The organism is Streptomyces sparsus, from assembly GCF_054776295.1.
Map to the genome: position 1 here is coordinate 1 of NZ_BAAHCA010000268.1, position 5,558 is coordinate 5,558.

Genomic DNA, 5,558 nt, shown 5'->3' on the forward strand with positions numbered 1-5,558 from the left:
TCCTGCTGCGGGCCGGGCGGCTGGAGGAGTCGCTCAGCGCGTGGCACGGCTTTCTCGACGACCGCGCCGCGCTGCGCTCGGGGGAGGCCGACCTGGCGGCGTCGGAGCTGCGTGCCGTGCTGCGTCCGCACCGCGACCACCAGGAGGCGGCCCGGCTGCTCGCCCGGCTGCCCGTACTGAGGGAGCCGGGCCTCAGGGAGTCGGACCCCGCCTGAGCACGGGGACACCGCGAGTCCTCGACCGGCGTTCTTTCGTGATGCGGAAGGGCTTGCAGCGACCCCGGCTTATTCCTATGGTCTCCTAAAGGAATTCTTCTGCGGCGGGAGTGTCGGGACATGGACGTCGGCGGACGGGCACGCGAGACGGCGGAGGCACTGACCTACTCCACCGGCTTCGGCAACGAGCACAGCAGCGAGGCGGTGCCGGGAGCGCTGCCGGTGGGCCGGAACTCACCCCAGCGGGCGCCGCTGGGGCTGTACGCCGAACAGCTCAGCGGTACGGCCTTCACCGAACCCAGGGCGCACAACCGGCGCTCCTGGCTGTACCGGATCCGTCCCTCCGCCGCCCACCCCACGTTCCACCGGCTGCCGCAGGCCCCGGGGGGCGCGAGGCTGCACACCGCTCCCTTCACCGAGGTCCCCGACCCCAACCGGCTGCGCTGGAACCCGCTGCCCGAGCCGGCCGCCGGCACCGACTTCGTGTCCGGGCTGTGGACGGTCGGCGGCAACGGCGACGCCCGGCAGCGCGCGGGCATGGCGATCCACCTCTACGCCGCCGACACCTCCATGACCGACCGGGTGTTCAGCGACTCCGACGGCGAGCTGCTGATCGTGCCCGAACAGGGCGGGCTGCTGCTGCACACCGAGTTCGGCCGGCTGGCCGCCGACCCGGGGCATGTGGTGCTGATGCCGCGTGGTGTGCGGTTCCGGGTGGAACTGCTGGACGCCAGCGCCCGCGGCTACGTCTGCGAGAACTACGGCCGGCCCTTCGACCTGCCGGAACTGGGCCCGATCGGGGCCAACGGCCTTGCCAACGCCCGGGACTTCGAGGCCCCGCAGGCGGCCTACGAGGACACCGCGGGGCCGGTGGAGGTGGTCAACAAGTTCTGCGGCAACCTGTGGTCGGCCCGGTACGACCACTCCCCCCTGGACGTGGTCGCCTGGCACGGCAGCAATCTGCCCTACCGCTACGACCTGCGGCGGTTCAACGTCCTGGGTTCCATCAGCTACGACCACCCCGACCCGTCCCTGTTCACGGTGCTGACCTCCCCCTCGGACACACCGGGACTGGCGAACGTGGACTTCGTGGTCTTCGCGCCCCGCTGGCTGGTCGGTGAGAACACCTTCCGCCCGCCGTACTTCCACCGCAACGTGATGAGCGAGTACATGGGCCTGATCGAGGGCGCCTACGACGCCAAGGCCGAGGGCTTCGTGCCGGGCGGGGGCTCACTCCACAACATGATGTCGGCGCACGGCCCCGACCGGGAGACCTTCGACCGGGCGAGCGCCGCGGAGCTGGTCCCGCAGCGGGTGGACGACGGGCTGGCGTTCATGTTCGAGACCAGGTGGCCGGTGATCACCACCGGGCAGGCACTCGACGCCGACCATCTCCAGCGCGGCTACGACGATGTGTGGCAGGGTCTGGAGCGACACTTCACGTCATAACATGATCAGCACGGAGGCACATTGACCGTCTTCGCCCCCGACTCCCTGGAGCTCAACCGCAAGCTTCCGCTCTGGTACCAGGTCTCGCAGTCCCTGCGGGCCTCGATCCTGGGCCGCTCCCCCGAGGCACCGCTCCGGCTGCCGACCGAGGAGGCCCTCGCGGAGCACTACGGGGTGAGTGTGCTGACCATGCGCCAGGCGCTGAAGGAGCTGGAGACGGAGGGGCTGATCAGCCGGCACCGCCGCCGTGGCACGTTCATCGAGCCGGAGGCCCGTCGGGGACGCACCGTACGGCTGCTCGGCTCGGTGGACACCATCGTGGCCCAGCAGTCGGGGGAGGTCACCACGCTGCTCGGCCACGGTCCGGCGCCGGTACCGACCGAACTCGCCGAGTACTTCCCCGGCGTGCCGGAGGCGGTGTCCTACCGCAGGCTGCGCCGGGATCCGGCGAGCGGTGAACCGACGAACTGGGCCGAGAACCTGGTGCGGGCGGAGACGGCCGCGCAGATCAAGCCGGCGGACCTGCTGCGCATGCCGATGACGAAGCTGCTGCGCGACGAGGTGGGCGTGCGGATCTCCCGCATCACGGACACCGTGGAGGCGCGGCTGGCCGATCCGGAGACCGCCAGGCTGCTGGAGGTGCCGCTGCTGAGTCCGATCCTGCACTACACGGGAGTGACGTACGACGGGGAGGGGCGTGCGGTGGATGTGGTGCGCATCCACTACCGGGGTGACCGCTTCTCCTTCTCGGTGACGGTGGAGAACGTACTGGCCGACTGAGCCGGGACCGGGCCGCCCGCTCGCGGCCGCGCCACCGGCCGGTGCAGCGCCGCGCTCAGCCGCGACCGCCGAAGAGCGAGCGGCGCAGCCGGCGCAGCGGCGCGAAGAGGGAGACCCGGGCACCACGACTGGACCGGGTGCGCAGGTGGTCCCGTGTGGTCAGTTCCCGCATGAGTGTGGTGGGGTCCTCCGCCTCGCCCTGCGGCAGCGCGGGGCCGCCGAGCACACTCAGATGCCGGTCCAGCCGCGAACTGCTCGCGGTCGAACCGCAGTTGATGGCAGGCACTCGAGGCCTACTGCGCACTGTTATCCGCTCCATGACACTCCCCACCCGTATGACGGCACCCGGCCCGGGCAGCGTAACCCTACCGTCCGGCAACGACACCCGTGTATCCCGGCATGGGATACACCTTCCCCGCAAGGGGGTTGGCGAACAGCTTCAACGGCCCCGATCGAGGTCGCAAGGGAGCCCGACCAGCGCGGGAAGGCGGTGCACAGGGCACAGGGCTCGGCAATTCCACTCCCGCGCGCCCCCGGCGCGCCCCCGCGGGTATTGCGGACCTCACACCGGTGACCCGCCGCTACCATCGCTCCGAACGCGGAAACTCCACCGCTCGGACTCCACCGACCCGGCGCGCGCCCGGCCGCGGATCGGCGCCCGGGACCCCTTGCCCCCTTGACTGGCACGCGATCCCGCCCCCACATTGTGAACCCTGGCATCCGGCGCTTCGGGGGGCAAAGTCACCCATGCAGGCTATGGGGGAAAAGTACGATGATCGCTCAGTTCGTTTCGCCGCCACGTCCGTGCGGGTGCCGGCGGGCAGCGCACTCGCGGTGGCCCTGACCGGCGGAACGCTGGTACTCGCACCGCCGGCGCTGCCGCTCCGGGCCCCGCTGGTCTTCTTCTTCCTGCTGGCTGCCCCGGCCGCGGTGCTCTTCGCCGGGCTGCGCGGCCTCGACCCGCTCAGCCGCACGGTGGTCGCCCTGCTGGGATCGATGGCGGCGAACGTGCTGCTCGCCCAGCTCCTGCTGGCCACCGGCCGCTGGTCGGTCGAGACGGGCCTCACCGTGGTGACCGCCACCAGCGTGGCCGTACTCCTGGGCCTGTCCACGCTGGCATGGAGCACACGGTCCGACACCGGGAGACGGTGAGACGCGGATACAGGTGTGCGGACCCGGGGAGCTCCGGGACGCCGACCGCTCGGCCTGTGGTCGAAGCCCACGCCGAGCGGTCCGGCGCGTCGCCACCGGACGCCGCGCGGCGTCCACCCTGTGCACGTGCCGCCGTGTGACCTACGGAATGACCGGTGGCTCCGGTCTCCTCGGGGCGGCCCGGCTGTCGCGCGCGGGCAGGTCGCGGAGCCGGACCGACAGGCAGGTGACGCAGCCCTCCAGTTTCTCGAACTCGCTGATGTCCACGGGTACGGGCGTGTGGCCGAGGCCGGTGAGCAGTTCGGCGGTGCGGGGCGCGCCGGCCGCCATCAGCAGCCTGCCGCCGCCGAGCAGCACGACGTGCGCCCCGCTCTCCTCGGGCACGGGCAGGAACCGCGGGAACAGTTCGGGGTGCTCGACCAGCGGCGGGTACCCGATGACCGTTCCGTCGGGCAGCGCGGTGACCGCCGTCTTCAGGTGCAGCACCACGCTGACCGGCACCGGGACGACGGTGACGCCCAGCGGCTCGAACACCGCGCGGAGCTGTTCGACGCCCGCGGCGTTGGTGCGCCCGCCGCGTCCGACGTAGAGGGTGTCGCCCACCTTCAGCACGTCGCCGCCCTCGAGCGTGCCGGGCGCCTCGATCCGGTGCAGCGTGTAGCCGAGCGCGCCGAGGGCGGCTTCGGTGCCGACGGTCTCCGGCCGGCGGGTCTCGGCGCCGGGCCGGGTGATGAGGGCGGCGTCCCGGTACACCACGACGGTGTCCTCGACGAAGACCCCGTCGGGGCAGTCGTCGGCGGGCTCGACCTGCTCGGTGTGCCCGCCGTGCCGCCGCAGCGCCTCGGTGTACCGCTCCCACTGGGCGAGGGCCAGTCCGGTGTCGACGGGCACCCGGTCGAGGTGGGTGAGCAGGCCGTCGGCGAGGCGGGGGCCGGGACGTCGGACCAGCGCCGTCGGCCGGGTGGAGTGCGGTTCTCCCGGTCCTCGTTCCATCAGTCCTCCTGGTAGACGGCGCGGACGGCGGTCTCGGCGGCGGCGACCGCGGCCTCGCGGCTCAGCCCGAGCCGGCGGGCGTGCCGCGCGTACTCCTGGGCGGCACCGGCGGCCTGCCGTGCGGCGGTGTCACCCAGGGCGGCGACGAAGGTGCCGTTGCGGCCGCGGGTCTCGACCACCTGGTCCGACTCCAGCGCCCGGTACGCCTTGGCGACGGTGTTGGTCGCCAGTCCCAGGTCGGCGGCGAGCGCCCGGACGGTGGGCAGCTTGTACCCGGCCGGCAGCAGGCCCGCGCGGGCCTGCTCGGCGATCTGGGCGCGCAGCTGCTCGTAGGGCGCGGCGGAGGCTTCGGAATCAACGGTGATGCGCAGCGACTGCGAGGACAACGACTTCTCCTGCGTGCGGGAGGACGGGCGGGAAGTGACGGGTGTGCGGGCCGGGGGCGGCGTACCGTCCGGGCTCATGACGATAGACGTGCGCGGGCTCAGGGCCGCGGATGCCCGGCTGTGCACGGCCGCCGACCTGGCGGGCGGCCCGCGGGCGCTCTACGAGGCCGAGAGGGAGTGCCCGCTGGACGAGCCGAGTGATGTCACCAGGGCGGCGGTGGGTTACGAGGACTGGTGCTCGGGTCGCAGAGCTGTGACCGCGGGACCAGCCCGGTGGACGCGGCGGAGGTTCCGGTGACGGAACGCGCACTGCGGCGGCCGCGAGCGGGCCGGGAACGGGTTAGCGTCGGAGGGTGCCCTACTTCGACGCCGCTTCGGCCGCTCCCCTCCACCCCGTCGCCCGGCAGGCGTTGCTCGCCGCCCTGGACGAAGGCTGGGCCGACCCGGCCAGGCTGCACCGGGAGGGGCGCCGGGCCCGGCTGCTGCTGGACGCCGCCCGGCAGGGCGCCGCTGAGGAGGTGGGCTGCCGACCGGACGAGGTGGTGTTCGCGTCCTCCGGCAGCCGCGCCCTCCACACCGGTAT

General features: G+C 72.7%; 7 protein-coding genes and 2 pseudogenes. 6 read left to right on the plus strand and 3 right to left on the minus strand.

The window, feature by feature from the left end:
- From ACYVE9_RS14035 to ACYVE9_RS14045, 3 genes and pseudogenes are all read left to right on the plus strand, one after another.
- Positions 1 to 215: pseudogene (locus ACYVE9_RS14035) on the plus strand (hypothetical protein); the annotation flags it as partial.
- 120 nt (positions 216 to 335) lie between these two features.
- The gene (gene hmgA, locus ACYVE9_RS14040; RefSeq protein WP_461028166.1) at positions 336 to 1,664 is read left to right on the plus strand and encodes a homogentisate 1,2-dioxygenase; all 1,329 of its coding nucleotides are present in this window, start codon (positions 336 to 338) and stop codon (positions 1,662 to 1,664) included.
- A 21-nt stretch (positions 1,665 to 1,685) separates the two neighbouring features.
- Positions 1,686 to 2,444 carry a GntR family transcriptional regulator gene (locus ACYVE9_RS14045; RefSeq protein WP_461028167.1) on the plus strand — a complete coding sequence of 253 codons (759 nt, stop codon included), beginning with the start codon at positions 1,686 to 1,688 and terminating at the stop codon, positions 2,442 to 2,444.
- A 55-nt stretch (positions 2,445 to 2,499) separates the two neighbouring features.
- On the opposite strand, the gene ACYVE9_RS14050 is transcribed toward ACYVE9_RS14045, so the two are convergent.
- Positions 2,500 to 2,763, minus strand: coding sequence for a hypothetical protein (locus ACYVE9_RS14050; RefSeq protein WP_461028168.1), 264 nt, complete (start codon positions 2,761 to 2,763; stop codon positions 2,500 to 2,502).
- A gap of 437 nt (positions 2,764 to 3,200) precedes the next feature.
- On the opposite strand from ACYVE9_RS14050, the gene ACYVE9_RS14055 reads away from it, so the two are divergent.
- Positions 3,201 to 3,596, plus strand: a complete 396-nt coding sequence (locus ACYVE9_RS14055; protein ID WP_461028169.1) for a hypothetical protein — start codon at positions 3,201 to 3,203, stop codon at positions 3,594 to 3,596.
- 141 nt (positions 3,597 to 3,737) lie between these two features.
- Here the strand turns inward: ACYVE9_RS14055 and ddaH are convergent, their stop codons facing one another.
- Both ddaH and ACYVE9_RS14065 read right to left on the minus strand, forming a co-directional pair.
- Positions 3,738 to 4,589, minus strand: coding sequence for a dimethylargininase (gene ddaH / locus ACYVE9_RS14060; protein WP_461028170.1), 852 nt, complete (start codon positions 4,587 to 4,589; stop codon positions 3,738 to 3,740).
- A complete protein-coding gene (locus tag ACYVE9_RS14065; RefSeq protein ID WP_461028171.1) occupies positions 4,589 to 5,053 on the minus strand; it encodes a GntR family transcriptional regulator in 465 nt (154 codons plus the stop codon). The genes ddaH and ACYVE9_RS14065 overlap by 1 nt, the downstream gene beginning before the upstream one ends.
- Between ACYVE9_RS14065 and ACYVE9_RS14070 the strand changes: the two genes are divergently transcribed.
- Positions 5,052 to 5,273 (plus strand): hypothetical protein, encoded by a 222-nt coding sequence (locus ACYVE9_RS14070; RefSeq protein WP_461028172.1) that lies wholly within the window; start codon positions 5,052 to 5,054, stop codon positions 5,271 to 5,273. The two genes, ACYVE9_RS14065 and ACYVE9_RS14070, sit on opposite strands and share 2 nt — an antisense overlap.
- 55 nt (positions 5,274 to 5,328) lie before the next feature.
- Positions 5,329 to 5,558, plus strand: a pseudogene (locus ACYVE9_RS14075) (cysteine desulfurase); the annotation flags it as partial.

Bases quoted from the DNA above. Each gene is read 5' to 3' on its own strand.
- hmgA (WP_461028166.1), top strand. From the start codon at position 336: ATGGACGTCGGCGGACGGGCACGCGAGACGGCGGAGGCACTGACCTAC.
- ACYVE9_RS14050 (WP_461028168.1), bottom strand. From the start codon at position 2,763: ATGGAGCGGATAACAGTGCGCAGTAGGCCTCGAGTGCCTGCCATCAAC.
- ACYVE9_RS14055 (WP_461028169.1), top strand. From the start codon at position 3,201: ATGGGGGAAAAGTACGATGATCGCTCAGTTCGTTTCGCCGCCACGTCC.
- ddaH (WP_461028170.1), bottom strand. From the start codon at position 4,589: ATGGAACGAGGACCGGGAGAACCGCACTCCACCCGGCCGACGGCGCTG.
- ACYVE9_RS14070 (WP_461028172.1), top strand. From the start codon at position 5,052: ATGACGATAGACGTGCGCGGGCTCAGGGCCGCGGATGCCCGGCTGTGC.
- ACYVE9_RS14065 (WP_461028171.1), bottom strand. From the start codon at position 5,053: ATGAGCCCGGACGGTACGCCGCCCCCGGCCCGCACACCCGTCACTTCC.